Here is a 14,316-nt window from a genome sequence, read left to right on the forward strand (position 1 = left end):
ATATAAAATAATAAACTAATTAGTAGAAAATATGGCAGGAGGAAAACTAACCCCTAGACAGAAGATGATAAACCTAATGTACTTGGTTTTTATCGCGATGTTAGCATTAAATATGTCCAAAGAAGTGTTATCCGCCTTTGGAATTTTGAATAATAAAATAGTAGAGTCTAACTCTATAACAGATACAAGAAATCAATCTTCTTTTGAGCAATTGTCTCAAAAAGCGGTGGATCAGCCTGGTCAATTTGGCGATAAAAAAGCTAAAGTAGAGAAGATTAGAGCAGTATCTAAAGAGTTTAATGATTACATAGAAAACATTAAAACGACCGTTACTAAAAAATTCGTGAGAGATGCAGAAGGAAATTTGCCTTACGAACAAATGGATAAGGGAGATTTAATTGACAGAATGTTTTTTACAGGAGACAGAGTTTCTAAGCAAGGTCAGGAGTTTTTGGATAAAGTAAATAATTATTCTGTTCAAATCAAACAAATTGGAGGAAGCTCAGTTGCCGAATCAGAGATGAAAAAAATCGAAGCTAGATTTGCGACAAAGCCAGTTTATTCTGAAAAAGCAGGTGCGAAATTAGATTGGATAGATTACAATTACAAAGGATACCCACTTATTGCTACAATTACAAAATTGTCTCAATTACAGGCAGATATAAAAACTACTGAAAGTGATGTTATGACAGGGATGTTTCAATCAGACTTGGTTGCGGCAGCTTCTCTTACAGCGTACCAACCGATAGTAGTTCTTGAAAAATCTGTTTTCTTTCAAGGTGAAGCAGTTAAAGGAAAAATTATTTTAGGTAAATTTGATCCATCGTTAAAAGCTAAATCAGTAATTGTAAATGGTTCAAGTGTTGCGGCTCAAGCAGGTCAGGCTAATTTCTCTTTCGGAGCGGGAAGCATTGGCGAGCATCCAATAGGCGGTTCTTTCAATTTTGACGAAAACGGTAAGGTTGTAAGTTTACCGATCAAAGATAAATACGTTGTTGTAGCAAGACCAAAATCAGCTACAATCTCTGCTGATAAAATGAATGTGGTTTATAGAGGTGTTGTAAATCCTATGACAATTTCTTTTGCCGGGGTTTCAGCTGATAAAGTATCAGCTTCTGCGCCAGGTTTAAGTTCTGCTGGTGGAGGAAAATATAACATGAGTCCAGGCGGAGGAACAGAAACAGTTATTAATGTTACTGCTACGCTTCCTGACGGTTCTAAAGTATCGGATAAAAAATCGTTTAGAATTAAAGGTATTCCGGGTCCTGCTGGAACAATCAGAGGAGAAATGGGAGTGGTCAAAGGTCCTAAATCAAACTTAGAAATTGCAACAATCGGAGCCAAATTGGTAGATTTTGATTTTGAAGTTGGATTAAATGTAGTTGGATTTAATTTTAAAGTTACTGGTCAACCTACTGTAGTAGTTCCCGGTAACAAGTTAAATGCGCAATGTAAAGCAGTTCTTTCTAAAGTAGGAAGAGGTGATCAGGTAACTATTTCTGAAATTAAAACTAAACTTGTTGGAGCAGGTAGTTATTTATTGCCTAGAACGGCTCCGGTAATTTTTGAAATACAATAGCAAGTACGTTTTAAGCAAAACATACTTCAATAACTTATTATGATATAATGATGAATGTAAGAAATTTTTTAATAGCTATTATCTCTGTCACGTGGAGTTTTACATCTGTAGCACAATCTAATTTGCTGAATGCTAAAACACCAGATCAAATTGGCCTAAAAACCGCTGCGCAACTTATTTCGGATAATGACAAGCCTTTGGCATACGGTTATGTTCACGATAGAGATGTATTGATGGGTAAAACAACTTGGGAAATTATTGATTTAAGTGAGAAGATTAATTTTTCATTGTATTTCCCAATTGATACCGCAAATATTGGTTCTGATAGACGTTCTTTATACGATGTATTGACAAAAGCAATGAAAAATGGTAAAATTACTGAAGTTTATACCGATAGTTATTTTAATACTAAAAAATCACTTAAAGACATTCAAGGTTCTCTTTCCCGTATTGACACTACCGATGTTGGTAGAGAACAAATAAATGCTGGTCAAGCAGTAGCGGCTGAGAATATCTTGAAACAAGATTTAACCGCACAGGATGTTACTCAATATAAAATCAAAGGATATTGGTATTTTGATAAACGTCAAAGTGAATTGAAATATCGTTTGTTAGGTATTTGTCCTGTTACACCGGATGTTTATACTATGAATAGCGATGAGAAAGATTATATCGAATTGTTTTGGATATTTTTCCCTGCGGCTAGAGAAGTTTTGCATGAAGCGAAAGCTTTCAATGATAAAAATTCTGCTATGCCGGTTTCTTTCGATCAAATTTTGAATTCAAGGCGTTTTAATAGTACAATCTACAAAGAGGAAAACATCTATGGAGATAGAGCGATTAAAGATTACATGAAAGATAATGCTCAGAATCAATTACTAGAATCGGAAAGAGTAAAAGAAAAAATTCGAAATTTTGAACAAGATATGTGGAATTACTAATTGTCATATTTTAATATTAAAGGAACTCTTGCTATAACGGTAAGAGTTTTTTTATTTTAATAATCTTACCTTTGTGTCTTTTATAAGGTACCTCTACAAATGATTGATTATTTATTAATAGGTTCGGGATTAGCAGGAATTTCATTTGCAGAAACAGCTTTGCAACATGATAAATCTATTTTTGTATTTGATAATAATTCACAAAATTCCTCAAGGATTGCAGGGGGGTTATACAATCCTGTTATTTTAAAGCGCTTTAGTGAAGTATGGCTTGCTCAGGAGCAATTAGTACTCATGAATGATTTTTATTCTGTTTTAGAAGAGAAATTGAAAAGTAAAATAGATTTTAAGAAGCCAATTTTAAGAAAATTTTTCTCAGTTGAAGAACAAAATAATTGGTTTGCTGCCTCCGATAAAGTGGCTCTAGCTCCTTTCCTTGCAACTGAATTGATTCATAAAAAATTTCCGGGAATTGATTCTCCTTATGGTTATGGTGAAGTTCTGCAGACTGGCTACGTGGATACGGCGATGCTGCTTGATAAGTACAAAGAATATTTAAATAATGAGAAATTAATTGAAGAAGAAGCTTTTGATTATGATGCTTTGGAGGTTGGCGACATTAGTATTAGATATAAAAATATAGAGGCAAGGCATATTGTTTTTGCGGAAGGTTTTGGAATGCATTCTAATCCCTACTTCAAAAATTTTCCATTAGACGGTACAAAGGGAGAACTTTTTATTATTAAAGCTGCGGGACTTGATTTGGATGTAATCGTTAATACAAGTGTATTTATTCTTCCTCTGGGTAATAATTTATTCAAAGTTGGTGCGACATATAACTGGAAAGACAAAACAGATTTTCCAACGCAAGAAGGAAAAGCAGAATTAATCGAAAGAATTAAAGAGATTATCACCTGTGATTTTGAAATTGTGGAACATTTTGCCGGAGTTCGACCAACAGTCAAAGACAGAAGGCCATTGGTGGGAACACATTCTGATTATGACAGGGTTCATATTCTTAATGGGTTAGGCACAAGAGGAGTGATGCTAGGTCCCGCAATGGCCAAAGCACTATTTGAATTTATCGAATTGAAAATTCCCTTAGACAAGGAAATTGATATCAACCGGTTTCTGCCTAAAGGCAAGAAATAGTTTTATTTCAGATTTGTTTGGGGATCATAAGAAACGAACATATTGATGTAGATATTTCGTGACCATCGTAAAACGAATGGAAATAGTACAATAAGTGATACAATAATGGAAATAAAAGCCACTTTTATCGAAGCGCTAAAAAACACATAAGAAATAATAAAAGCTGCAATTCCAATGCCGACATTCAATCCGTAACTCACATACATTGCGCCATAAAAAAAGGAAGGTTCAATTTGATATTTAAAACCACAATGGCTGCAATTTTCATGCATATCTAAAATTTTATTCAGATGTAGTGGATTTTTATCCAAATACATACTCTCATTCTGACATTTAGGACAAGTTCCTGTTAAAATACTATTTAGTTTGGATCCTTTTTTTAACATTTGCAAAAATTTTTAACAAAGGTACATTTTTAGAAAAGGTACCAATGTAACATTATCACAAATTATGCTTAATATACACAATTTATCTGTTTCTTTTGGAGGTTCTTATTTGTTTGAAGAAGTCACCTTTCGTTTGGGTGCTGGTGATCGAGTTGGTCTCGTTGGAAAAAACGGTGCTGGGAAATCCACCATGCTTAAAATTTTAGCCAAAGATTTTCTTCCAGACTCTGGAAGCATCGCTCAGGAGAAAGAAGTTCGAATGGGTTTCCTACGTCAGGATATAGATTTTGAGCAAGGGAGAACGGTGCTTGAAGAAGCTTATGAAGCTTTTACAGATATTAAAATTGTAGAAAATAAACTGGCTGAAATTAATCATTTATTAGTCACTCGTACGGATTATGAAAGCGAAGAGTATAGCCAAATCATAGAAGATCTGTCTGACTACACCCACCGTTTTGAATTATTAGGCGGTTACAATTACGTTGGAGATACTGAAAAAATTCTTCTTGGTCTAGGTTTTAAAAGAGAAGTGTTTGACAATCAAACCGAAACTTTCTCAGGAGGTTGGAGAATGCGTATTGAACTGGCCAAACTATTGTTGCAGGCAAACGATGTATTGCTGCTAGATGAGCCTACGAATCACTTGGATATCGAGAGTATCATTTGGTTGGAAAGTTTCTTGCGAAATTATCCTGGTGTAGTGGTGATTGTTTCACACGATAAAATGTTTTTGGATAATGTGACTAATAGGACTATTGAGATTTCACTTGGGAAAGCATACGATTTCAATAAACCCTATTCGCAATATTTAGAGTTGCGTCATGAAATCAGAGAGAAACAATTAGCAACGCAGAAAAATCAAGCAAAAAAAATTGAAGAAACCGAGAAATTAATCGAGAAATTCCGTGCTAAAGCGTCTAAAGCTTCGATGGCACAATCGATGATTAAGAAACTCGATAAAATAGAACGCATCGAAGTCGATGAAGATGACAATTCTGTGATGAATATCACTTTTCCTGTTTCAAAAGAACCGGGCAGGGTAGTTGTCGAGGCTGAAAATGTAACCAAAAGTTATGGTGATAAAACCATTTTGAAAGATATTAATCTCTTAGTCGAGCGTGGAAGCAAAATTGCTTTCGTGGGACAAAATGGCCAAGGGAAATCAACATTTATCAAAGCAATTGTAAACGAATTTGAATACCAAGGAACGATAAAGTTGGGTCATAACGTACAGTTAGGTTATTTTGCGCAAAATCAAGCGGAATATTTGGATGGTGAAATTACCTTGTTACAAACCATGGAAGATGCTGCTGTTGATACAAACCGAATGAAAGTGCGCGATATGCTGGGTTCTTTCTTGTTTCGTGGTGATGATGTAGATAAAAAGGTAAAAGTCCTTTCCGGGGGCGAAAGAAATCGTTTAGCGCTATGTAAATTGCTTTTGCAGCCCATCAACGTTTTATTGATGGATGAGCCTACGAACCACTTAGACATTAAATCCAAGAATGTTTTGAAAGCTGCTTTGCAAAAATTTGGAGGAACCTTATTGCTGGTTTCGCACGATAGAGATTTCTTGCAAGGGATGTCAAATTTAGTTTACGAATTTAAAGATCAAAAAATAAAAGAATATTTAGGCGACATCAACTATTTCTTGGAACAACGTAATATGGAAAATATGCGTGAAGTTGAGAAAAAAGATGCACTAAAGGCTTCTGGTCCAAAAGAAAGCAATAAGGCGTCGTACGAAGATCAGAAAAAGGGGAAAGCATTGCAAAATAAATTGAGCAAAGTAGAAAGTCAAATCAAGCAATTGGAAAAAGACATTCAGAACGACGATAAAATGTTAGCTTCTAACTATGATAAACATATTGAAGATGCTAAATTTTTCATGGCGTACAATAAGAAAAAAGCAGAATTAGATAAATTGCTGTTGGATTGGGAACTCGTTCAAGAAGAAATTGATAATTTTAGATAATTCAGTTTTATGTTTTAATTTTGAGATTTCACAACTACAAAAAAGTCACGTTTCTAATGTTTATAAGAGAGCTTCTTTAGGTCTCTTTTTAAAAACAGGAAACCTGACTTTTTTGTTACCGTATTTCGTTAAAATAAAATCATTGTGTGGTAATCGTTATGATGAAATACATCGCAATATCAGACGCCTCTCAATTAAATCAAACCCATCATCTCTGAGTGAGCAATGGCTTCTTTACTGTTTTTGAAATAACAAACAGATACTTTTAAGCTCTCTAGGTTTTTTAATATGACTTCCACTTTTTCTTTTTTGTGAAGTCCTGTTTGTCGTATATAAACTGCTTTTACAGTAACTGGAAATATTTTGCAAATTGCTTCGTACAGGAAAGGATCGTGTTGCGAATCATCCCCCAGGAGTACATATTCTAAATTAGGATAGAATTCTAAAATGTGTTTTATTTTATCAAACTTATGATTATGATTGCCCCTTCCGGTCATAAAAAAATCAGTAAGGCTGGTTTTAATATCCTTTAATAATAATACCGCGCGTGGCAATTGATGAATTTCGGTAAATTTTACGATGAAACGATACAAATTCCATTCACTGCTAGACACATAAAAAAAGGCATTCTGCTCTTCTTTATTGTTTCTTCCGGCGGAACTCAAAGCTTGGTAATGAGGCACAACATCTTCAAAAACCTTCCTGTTGTCAATATTTTTAAATAATAGAATGTATAATTTCATCAACGGATTTTCAGTATTAGAAACTAAAAAAGTGTCGTCAATATCAGATATAATTCCTAAATTCCCTTTATGTGGGCGTATGTAGCTTTCTGTAGTTGCTATAGTTTCATTTTCGTGAAGGATACTTACGGTGTAATCAATCCATCCATATTTTGTGTACTGGTCTAACGGGACACAAAATTTAAAATAACCGTCATTCAACGTTTTGGTATGGATTTTTACATTATTGTGTTCTAAATACACATCAGCGTTTGCCTGTGTTTTTATCCGAAACATTCGGATTACCGAAGCAGCATTTTTAAAATTTTTTTTCTGAAAATTGTAATCTTTGTTACTTGTTGGTCTAAAAACATGCCCCATCACAATTAATTCCTGCTCATTTGCATATCCTCGATATAATTTTAAAATAGGCTTCATTTATTGTACTTTTGATGGGATTGTAACTTGGATTTTTTAATCACTAAATGTAGCTAAATTTTGAGAAAAAATATCATTATGGTTGTAAATCCTATTTCGGGAGATATTGATAAAGCGGAATTAACAGAAGGGGCTTTGTTTTTTGCTGAAAAAGAAAATCTTAACCTTGTAATTTATAATACTTCAGGAGCAAATGATATTGTAAATATAAAAACACTTTACAATACATATACACCGGAAAGAATCATCGTTGTTGGTGGAGACGGAACTATAAAAATGGTTGCCGAGGCAATGGAAAAAGAGAATGTTATTCTTGGAATTTTGCCTGCAGGTTCAGCAAATGGTCTGGCAGTTGATTTAGATTTGAATTTAACCCTGGAAGAAAACCTTAAAATCGCGTTTCTCAATGATTATATAGAAATTGACGTTATTACTATAAATGATAAAATCAGCTTGCATTTGAGTGATTTAGGGCTTAATGCAGAGCTCGTTAAAAACTACGAGAACGCAACAGTCCGAGGCAAATTGGGTTATGCACTGCAGGCAGTAAACACTTTAATAGATTTTGAGGGGCCTTTTACGGCAACAATAACCGCCAATAATGAAACTATAAATTGTGTTGCTAGAATGATTGTTATTGCTAATTCTAAAAAATATGGTACGGGAGTTGTTATTAACCCTTTTGGCGTAATGAACGACGGAATGTTTGAATTGGTAATTTTGAAAAACTTGGATCTGTACGTTTTTGGACAAATTATAACGGGAAATATGCCGATTGAATCTAATGATGTAGAAATTATATCAACCAATCAAGCATTTATAAAAACTAATTTTCCAGTAAGTTTTCAAATGGATGGGGAATATTGCGGCAAAGAAACGGAATACAATGTCGAAATTTTACACAAACAAATGAAAGTGGCAATTCAATAGTTTTAGTAGCTTGTTTTATTTAAAAGGATTTCGTTCCTGCCAAATAGTCTCCGGTTCTAAATATCTGAATATTTTAGACATCTGAGAATTAATGATAGGATTACTATGAGCTATAAATCCATACATTTTTACTGGTTTTGCGCCTACTGAACTTTTGATCTCCAGTGCCGTTCTTGCAAAAATAATTTCCTTGAAACCTTTATTAATTGAATAAGCAATCATATCGTACAACATGTTTAAATACAACATTTTTTCACGCTGAATACTTTCGTCGTAACCTAAAAAATAGGTGTCCATTACATCTCCATTTTTAATTAGAGTATTGAATCCTATTAGTTTTTCATCCATAAAATAACCATAAAAAAGGAATTTATCCTTAAAGATTTCTTTAAAGGTTCTAAAGTGATTTTTGGGTAGAAAGAAAGTGTTAAAAGGAGCATTTTTTGCTACATGAATGTACAAGTCATAAATGGTTTCTTGATATTCGATAATATCCTCAAGGTTCATTTTTCTTTTCTCAATCACATCCGCTTTTTTCCTTGCTCTTTTATATTGATCCCTGTATTTTTTTGAAAGGGAATTAATATAATCTTGCTCTGATTTCCATGCTTTATCTATGGTAAAAACCATATTGGGCTGTGTAGAAAATTGATAGTTGTTTTTGAATTTGGAAATGTCAAAGTTTTTCAGTTCCGCTTGGTTAAAATCTTTAAACGAAGTGATATGTATTTTTTTTCCTTTTGTTTCAAAAATTCTTTTTAATGCAGAGGATGCTATTTTTAAGGTTTTAATAGCTTGCTTTTTGTCAATTTTTTCTGAAAAAGCGAAAGCATTTTGTCCCGTTAGCATATTGTTCCCAATCAATAAAACATTGGAGCAGAAATTCTTGAAAGCAAAATTTCTTAGGGCGGTTTTTATACATTTGTCCCGTTCTCCAAAAGATTCCAGTTTATTTAAATCTAAAAATTGAGAAACGGCAATACCAACCAAGAGCTCATTTTTAAAAATCCCTATAAAATGACAAATCATATTTTCAGGAGATGATTTTTCTAATACTTGCAGATATCTTTTGGATAAAAATATAGTTGATGCAGCTAAATCATCCCAATTTACAGGAAGTTCATCTATTAAAGAGTAAATTTTATAAGAGTAAGATGGATTCAAATTGAATTTTAATATTTTGTCAAAAATAGTTAATAAAGTTAAAGTATTTTTATATGATTTGAAATTAACTAACTTTAGATACTAAATAAAAATAGTATGGAAAAGTATACAGATGAAAAGATTCAATCCCAATTAAAAGACCTGAACGATTGGCAATTTATTGATAATGCAATCGAAAAAAAATTCAAATTTTTAGATTTTACGCAAGCTTTGGGATTCATCGTTCAAGTGGGATTGATGGCTGAGAAAAGAAATCACCATCCGGAATTATTCAATGTTTATAATAAAGTGTCAATTCGATTGAATACACACGACGCCGATGGAGTTACTGAAAAAGATTTTGACTTAGCAAAAGCGATTGACAAGATATCGTAAGCTATATTTTAGAATAATGAAATATTTTTTTGGAAAGCTGATCCAAAAGAAATGAATGAATCAGTGCTGCCAACACCTTCAATATTGTGTATTTGTTCATAAAGTACCTTTCTGAATTCTTCGTTGTTGGCAGCTACAATTTTTAAAAATAGTGCGTATTTTCCAGATACAAAATGACATTCTACTACTTCTGGAATTTCTTTTAGTTTTTCAGCTATTGAATAAGCAAATCGAGCTTCTTTAGTGGCTATTCCGGTATATGTAATAGTTTCGTATCCAATTTCCTTAGGGTTTAATTGAACCGAAAAGCCGCTGATGATTCCTGAATCTTGTAATTTTCGAATGCGCTGATGTACTAATGAATTGGAGATTTTTAATTCTTTGGCAATTTCAGAATAAGCAATTCTACCATCTGCACTTAGCATCTTAATGATCTGTTGGTTAATGTAATCAATGTTTTCATTGCGGTTATTTCGAGCCATAACACTGTTTTTTATTAGAAAATTAAAATTGAAATTGACTTTATATTGATTAATTATCTGTTTTAAAACGGCATATTTTACCAACGAATGTATGCCTTTTAAAACAGAAAAAAACGTTTTGATTATAATCCATTAAAAAAAATATAAATTCACTGTCAAATTTACACTTTAAACAGGTTATATAGTCATATAATTTATAAAAATGCTAATATAGTGTAAATGTAATTCTATACTAGGTAAATTTGTGTCATATTTACTAATCAATATTAGCATCATGAATAAAGATATTTTACTATCGAAATTATGGGAACAGTACACTAGTATTACCCCGTCAGCCAAGAAAATTCATTCCCTATTAGAAGAAAAAGGAGAGAAAATTGAAAACGATCATATTGCGATCAGGACGTTTAATGATGCGCGCGTGAATATTGCCGTACTAGAAAAACCATTTGTAAAAGCTGGATATGTATCGAAAGGTGAATATGTTTTTGAATCAAAAAAATTGTTTGCAAGGCATTATGAACATGAGACAGATAAATCTGCTCCTAGGATTTTTATTTCGGAGTTAGAATTAGAAAAATGTTCACAGAAGTTGCAATTATCTGTTAAAGAACTTTTGGATTCTTGCGATCAAAGTGTTTTTGAAAAGGAAGATTTAGTGTTAAGTGGCGCGGTTTGGAATGCAAATTCATTTGAAACCTATAACACGTTATTGGATGAATCGGAGTATGCTGCTTGGATGTATGTATATGGTTATAGAGCAAACCATTTTACAATTAATGTAAATGCATTGACAAATTTTTCCAACTTAGAAGGATTAAATTCATTTTTAAAAGAAAGCAATTGGAGAATGAATGCTTCTGGTGGAGAAATAAAAGGAACTCCAGCGCAATTATTAGAACAATCAAGTACTTTAGCCGATTTAAATGCTATCAAATTTGATGAAGGGACTAAAGAAATACCTTCTTGTTATTATGAATTTGCACTTCGCTATCCAATGAAAAACGGAGATTTATATCAAGGATTTGTTGCGTCTTCTGCCGATAAAATATTTGAAAGTACGGATGTCAAATTGCAGAGTTAAAACCTTATATTTTGCTTGTATTTAAAAAGATATAGTAAAAATTTTTCGTTACAAGAGAACTTTTTTGATTATAAAACTCAATTATCCAGTTTTAGCCATAGCGCTAAAAAGGTGATATGAAAATTAAAAAGAATACCAAATGAATCTTCAAAGTTTAGCGAGTCAATTAGAAGGGGAATTATTTTTTGATAAAACAATGCGCACGCTATACGCTACAGATGCTAGTGCTTATCGGGAAATGCCATTAGCAGTGGCAATGCCATCAACCCAAAACGACATTCAGAAGATAATTCAATTTGCCAGAGAAAATAAAGTCAGTGTTATTCCTCGCGCTGCCGGTACATCACTCGCTGGGCAAGTGGTGGGCAGCGGAATTGTGGTAGATATTTCGCAACATTTCACAAAAATTATTTCCTTAGACGAAACGAATAAAACAGTATGGGTTCAACCGGGTGTCATTCGTGATGAGTTGAATCTTTATTTGAAGCCCTACCAATTATTTTTTGGACCTGAAACTTCAACTAGTAATCGCTGCATGATTGGCGGAATGGTTGGGAATAATGCATGTGGTGCCCGGTCAATAATTTATGGTTCAACACGAGAACATTTGTTGGAAATTAAAGGTTTTTTGGCTGACGGAAATGAAGTTACATTTAATTCTTTGACAAACAAAGAATTTGAAGATAAATGCAATGGTATTAATGTAATAAGCCAGCTGGAGCAGAATATTTACCTTCAGGCCAAAACGATATTGTCAAATGAAGAGAACAGAAAATTATTTGATGAGAACTATCCCAAAAAATCTATTCCACGTCGCAATACAGGTTATGCGCTTGATTTATTGGGAGACAGTATGCCATTTGGGAACTTTACGGAAAAATTTAATTTTTGTAAATTAATTGCAGGATCGGAGGGGACCTTGTTTTTTTCTACTGCGATTAAGTTGAATCTTGTTGCTGCACTAAAACCTTTTTCTGGCTTGGTTTGTATACATTTTGATAGTATCAACGAATCTTTAATAGCAAATCTGGAAGCTTTAAAATTTCAACCTGATAGTATTGAGTTGATAGACCACTATATTTTAGACTGTACCAAAGAAAATATCGAACAAAGCAAAAACAGATTTTTTGTGCAAGGCGATCCAAAAGCAATCTTGGTTGTAGAATTTTTGCGAGATTCTAAAGAAGAAATTATTGAAATAGCCCACAAAATGGAGGCTCAAATGAGAACCAAAAATTTGGGTAATTATTTTCCAATTGTTTTTGGAGAAGATACGGTTAAGGTTTGGAATTTAAGAAAAGCAGGATTAGGATTATTGTCTAATATTCCCGGTGACGCAAAAGCGGTTGCGGTAATAGAAGATACAGCCGTTGATGTAAATGATTTGCCGGGTTTTATTGAAGATTTTAACGCCATTTTAAAACAGCGAAATTTGCATTGCGTACATTATGCGCATGCAGCAACGGGTGAACTTCATTTACGCCCAATTCTTGATTTGAAGACACAAGAAGGAACGGCGCTTTTTAGAACCATTGCCACAGATATTGCCCATTTAGTTAAGAAATACAAAGGGTCGTTGAGTGGCGAACACGGGGACGGACGATTGCGAGGGGAGTTTATCTCATTGATACTGGGAGACGAAATCTACCAACTGTTTAAAGAGGTAAAATTCACATGGGATCCATGGGGTGTCTTTAATCCGGGTAAAATTGTTGACACTCCGCCTATGGATACTTCATTGCGCTATACTGCAGGGCAGGAAACGCCTATGCCTGAAACATATTTTGATTTTTCGGAAAACAATGGGATACTTCGAGCGGCTGAAATGTGCAACGGATCAGGTGATTGTCGAAAAACCGAAAAGAGCGGCGGAACGATGTGTCCGAGTTATATGGCAACGCGCAACGAAAAACACACTACGCGCGCTCGAGCCAATATGTTACGCGAAACGATAACCCATTCTGACAAGGAAAATAAATTTGATAGTGAAGCGTTGTTGGAAGTTTTAGATTTGTGTTTAAGTTGTAAAGGTTGCAAGTCTGAATGTCCTTCGAATGTAGATATGGCAAAATTAAAAGCGGAAACCCTGCAGCAATATTATGATAAAAACGGAATAAAATTCCGTTCAAGATTAATTGGTAATACACCAGTGATTAATAAATTATTTTCTAGTATTCCGGCAGCTTATAATTTTTCTACAAAAGGTTTTGTTGGAACTGTAATAAAGAAAATGACCGGTTTTTCTAACGAACGTAATTTGCCAATGATGCACAAAATCACCTTTTCAAAATGGATGAAAACCTATTCACAGGTAGGAAATTTTGATAAACCAACCGTGTACTTGTACAACGATGAATTTTTGAATTTTTACGATGTTGCTATTGGTCAGACTGCAGTTAAATTACTAAATCGGTTAGGTTATAAGGTAGAAATACCATCAATAGGAATCAGCGGAAGAACGTACTTATCTAAAGGTATGGTAAAAAAAGCTCGAGAAATTGCCGAGAAAAACGTGGTCTCCGTTAGTCAAAATTTGCCCGATAATGCTTTTTTGATAGGAATAGAACCGTCGGCTATTTTAACTTTTAGAGATGAATATCCAGATTTATGTAGAGGAAATTTAAAAATAAAAGCGCAAGAAATAGCGAAGCGTACGTTTTTGATAGAGGAGTTTTTAGCAAACGAAACAGAAGCAGGCAGAATTACATCAAATTTGTTTACTGACAATGAAGAGCGTATTAGGATGCATGGACATTGTTTTCAAAAAGCATTGTCATCATTGGTGCCATTAAAAAAAATATTATCTCTTCCTGTAAATTATAAAGTTTTAAATATTCCAAGCGGCTGTTGTGGTATGGCGGGGTCTTTTGGGTATGAAAAAGAGCATTATGAAATTTCTATGAATATTGGAGAACTCGTTTTGTTCCCTACAATTAGATCCGAAGAAAAAACAACTTTAATTTCTGCGTCAGGTACCAGTTGCCGTCATCAAATTTCTGATGGTACAGGTAGAGAGGCTCTGCATCCTGTGGAGATTTTATATAAAGCATTAAGATAATAAAAATTGCTGATATATGATTTTTGATCA

12 protein-coding genes are annotated in these 14,316 nt (G+C 33.6%); 8 read left to right on the forward strand and 4 right to left on the reverse strand.

The window, feature by feature from the left end:
• Positions 1–31: 31 nt before the first annotated feature.
• The 3 genes from porM (at position 32) to ACFX5F_RS02530 (ending at position 3,672) form a co-directional block, all read left to right on the forward strand.
• Complete coding sequence (gene porM / locus ACFX5F_RS02520) at positions 32–1,579, forward strand: type IX secretion system motor protein PorM/GldM (RefSeq protein WP_073203864.1); 1,548 nt, start codon at positions 32–34, stop codon at positions 1,577–1,579.
• Positions 1,580–1,629: 50 nt separating this feature from the next.
• Positions 1,630–2,520, forward strand: a complete 891-nt coding sequence (gene porN, locus ACFX5F_RS02525) for a type IX secretion system ring subunit PorN/GldN (protein ID WP_073204763.1) — start codon at positions 1,630–1,632, stop codon at positions 2,518–2,520.
• A gap of 99 nt (positions 2,521–2,619) precedes the next feature.
• Positions 2,620–3,672 carry an NAD(P)/FAD-dependent oxidoreductase gene (locus tag ACFX5F_RS02530; protein ID WP_379849590.1) on the forward strand — a complete coding sequence of 351 codons (1,053 nt, stop codon included), beginning with the start codon at positions 2,620–2,622 and terminating at the stop codon, positions 3,670–3,672.
• A 2-nt stretch (positions 3,673–3,674) separates the two neighbouring features.
• Here ACFX5F_RS02530 and ACFX5F_RS02535 read toward each other — a convergent pair whose 3' ends face one another.
• Positions 3,675–4,058 carry a DUF983 domain-containing protein gene (locus tag ACFX5F_RS02535; protein ID WP_379849592.1) on the reverse strand — a complete coding sequence of 128 codons (384 nt, stop codon included), beginning with the start codon at positions 4,056–4,058 and terminating at the stop codon, positions 3,675–3,677.
• A 64-nt stretch (positions 4,059–4,122) separates the two neighbouring features.
• On the opposite strand from ACFX5F_RS02535, the gene ACFX5F_RS02540 reads away from it, so the two are divergent.
• The gene (locus ACFX5F_RS02540; RefSeq protein ID WP_379849594.1) at positions 4,123–6,033 is read left to right on the forward strand and encodes an ABC-F family ATP-binding cassette domain-containing protein; all 1,911 of its coding nucleotides are present in this window, start codon (positions 4,123–4,125) and stop codon (positions 6,031–6,033) included.
• A gap of 194 nt (positions 6,034–6,227) precedes the next feature.
• Here ACFX5F_RS02540 and ACFX5F_RS02545 read toward each other — a convergent pair whose 3' ends face one another.
• A complete protein-coding gene (locus tag ACFX5F_RS02545; protein ID WP_379849596.1) occupies positions 6,228–7,193 on the reverse strand; it encodes an App1 family protein phosphatidate phosphatase in 966 nt (321 codons plus the stop codon).
• A gap of 60 nt (positions 7,194–7,253) precedes the next feature.
• Between ACFX5F_RS02545 and ACFX5F_RS02550 the strand changes: the two genes are divergently transcribed.
• Positions 7,254–8,123 carry a diacylglycerol/lipid kinase family protein gene (locus ACFX5F_RS02550; RefSeq protein ID WP_379849598.1) on the forward strand — a complete coding sequence of 290 codons (870 nt, stop codon included), beginning with the start codon at positions 7,254–7,256 and terminating at the stop codon, positions 8,121–8,123.
• A 15-nt stretch (positions 8,124–8,138) separates the two neighbouring features.
• On the opposite strand, the gene ACFX5F_RS02555 is transcribed toward ACFX5F_RS02550, so the two are convergent.
• Complete coding sequence (locus ACFX5F_RS02555) at positions 8,139–9,287, reverse strand: 8-amino-7-oxononanoate synthase (RefSeq protein ID WP_379849599.1); 1,149 nt, start codon at positions 9,285–9,287, stop codon at positions 8,139–8,141.
• Between the two features lie 96 nt (positions 9,288–9,383).
• Here ACFX5F_RS02555 and ACFX5F_RS02560 point away from each other — a divergent pair, with 96 nt between their 5' ends.
• A complete protein-coding gene (locus tag ACFX5F_RS02560) occupies positions 9,384–9,662 on the forward strand; it encodes a 4a-hydroxytetrahydrobiopterin dehydratase (protein WP_379849601.1) in 279 nt (92 codons plus the stop codon).
• A gap of 8 nt (positions 9,663–9,670) precedes the next feature.
• Here ACFX5F_RS02560 and ACFX5F_RS02565 read toward each other — a convergent pair whose 3' ends face one another.
• Positions 9,671–10,144, reverse strand: a complete 474-nt coding sequence (locus ACFX5F_RS02565) for an Lrp/AsnC family transcriptional regulator (protein ID WP_379849603.1) — start codon at positions 10,142–10,144, stop codon at positions 9,671–9,673.
• A gap of 274 nt (positions 10,145–10,418) precedes the next feature.
• On the opposite strand from ACFX5F_RS02565, the gene ACFX5F_RS02570 reads away from it, so the two are divergent.
• The gene (locus ACFX5F_RS02570) at positions 10,419–11,228 is read left to right on the forward strand and encodes a DUF1338 domain-containing protein (RefSeq protein ID WP_379849605.1); all 810 of its coding nucleotides are present in this window, start codon (positions 10,419–10,421) and stop codon (positions 11,226–11,228) included.
• Between the two features lie 139 nt (positions 11,229–11,367).
• Positions 11,368–14,286 carry an FAD-binding and (Fe-S)-binding domain-containing protein gene (locus ACFX5F_RS02575; protein ID WP_379849607.1) on the forward strand — a complete coding sequence of 973 codons (2,919 nt, stop codon included), beginning with the start codon at positions 11,368–11,370 and terminating at the stop codon, positions 14,284–14,286.
• Positions 14,287–14,316: the final 30 nt, after the last annotated feature.

Source organism: Flavobacterium zhoui (assembly GCF_042787235.1).
Taxonomy (GTDB): Bacteria; Bacteroidota; Bacteroidia; order Flavobacteriales; family Flavobacteriaceae; genus Flavobacterium; species Flavobacterium zhoui.